The 1,411-nt window shown below is 78.2% G+C and carries 1 protein-coding gene and 1 pseudogene; one reads left to right on the forward strand and one right to left on the reverse strand.

Features of this window, described 5'->3' with window-relative positions; genetic code table 11:
* Positions 1-322 (reverse strand): annotated as a pseudogene (locus CRM73_RS19260) (NADH pyrophosphatase); the annotation flags it as partial.
* A 103-nt stretch (positions 323-425) separates the two neighbouring features.
* Between CRM73_RS19260 and CRM73_RS19265 the strand changes: the two are divergent.
* A partial coding sequence (locus tag CRM73_RS19265) for a phosphotransferase (protein WP_229588805.1) occupies positions 426-1,411 on the forward strand: 986 nt, incomplete at its 3' end.

The following is a 1,411-nucleotide window of genomic DNA, read 5'->3' on the forward strand; positions in this document are numbered from 1 at the left end:
GGGGGCCGGGGGCCCCGTGGGCGCCGGGCAGCCGGCCCAGGTAGACCTCCGGCCGGCGCGGGTCGTGGGGCACGGCCGGGAGCTCGGCCGCGGGCACCAGGACCAGGGCGTCCCCGGCCACGGGGGCGAGACCGCCCGCGAGCACGAGCACGAGCGTGGTGGGGTCCTGCGCGGCGAGCACGCGCACGTCGTGGAGCTCACGGTCGACGGCGTCGCGGTCGAAGGCCGTCGCCGCGAACGGCAGGCGGGCCGGCGAGAGACGCTCGGGGGCGGGCACGGGGCGGGAGCCGGAAACGGGCTCGGAAGGGGTGGAGGCGGGCACGTCCCCCACTGTAGCGACCCGGGCGGACCACGGGTCCGGCGGGTGGGGACGGGGACGGCCGCCGGACCTCTTGCAGGGCCGGGCCTCTTGTAGGGTGGACGGCGTGAGCACGTCCCTCGAGCACCTGGCCGCCGTCGCCGCCGCAGGCGTCCCCGGACTCGCACCCGTGGCCGTGGGGCCCTCCCCCGACGACGACGCCGACTTCCGCTCCGCCGTGGTCCTCGACGCCTCCGGCCGGCGCTGGCGGGTGCGTTCCCCGCTGAGCCCCGAGGCGAGCGTCCGCCTGGAGACCGAGCACCTCGTGCTCCGCTCCTTCACCCCCGCCGTCCGGTCGCGTCTCCCGTTCCTGGTCCCCACCGCCGCCGGCTCCGTGGCGCACGGGGACCTGCACGCCTTCGTGCACTCCCACATCGAGGGCGCCCCGCTGGACATCGACGCGCTCGCCCGCATGGCCGCCGAGCCGGACCCCGAGCACCACCGGCACGTGCCGAGCGCCGAGCCGCCCCCGACGCTCACCGTGCAGCTCGGGCGGCTCCTGGCAGCGATCCACGCCCTGCCGACCGCGCTGGTCCTGGACGCCGATCTGCCCGGCTACACCGCCGAGCAGTGCCGGCAGCGGCGCCGCACGGAGCTGCGCCGGGCCGCCGACACGCGGCGCGTGCCGGCCGCGCTGCTGCACCGGTGGGAGCAGGTCCTGGAGGACCGTGCCGTGTGGCGGTTCCGGCCGCGCGTGGTCCACGGCGACCTGCAGGAGGACGACCTCGTGATCTCCCGCGGACGGGTGCGCGGGGTGACCGGGTGGACCGACCTGCACGTGGGGGATCCCGCCGAGGACTTCGCGTGGCTCTTCGCGGCGCGCGACGCCCGCCTCGCCGAGGGGGTGCTCGAGGCCTACGCCGCGGCCTGCCGCCGCACGTCCTTCCAGGCGCCCGACGGGGCACCGGACCCGCACCTGCTGGACCGGGCCCGGCTGGACGCCGAGCTCGCCCTGGCGCAGTGGCTCGTGCGCGGCGTGGACCGCGGCGCGCAGGACCTGGTGGCCGACGCGGAGCAGATGCTCGCCACGCTCGAGCAGGACGTCGCCCGGCG

This window comes from Kocuria sp. CCUG 69068 (genome assembly GCF_020833785.1).
GTDB classification, from domain to species: Bacteria; Actinomycetota; Actinomycetes; order Actinomycetales; family Micrococcaceae; genus Kocuria; species Kocuria rosea.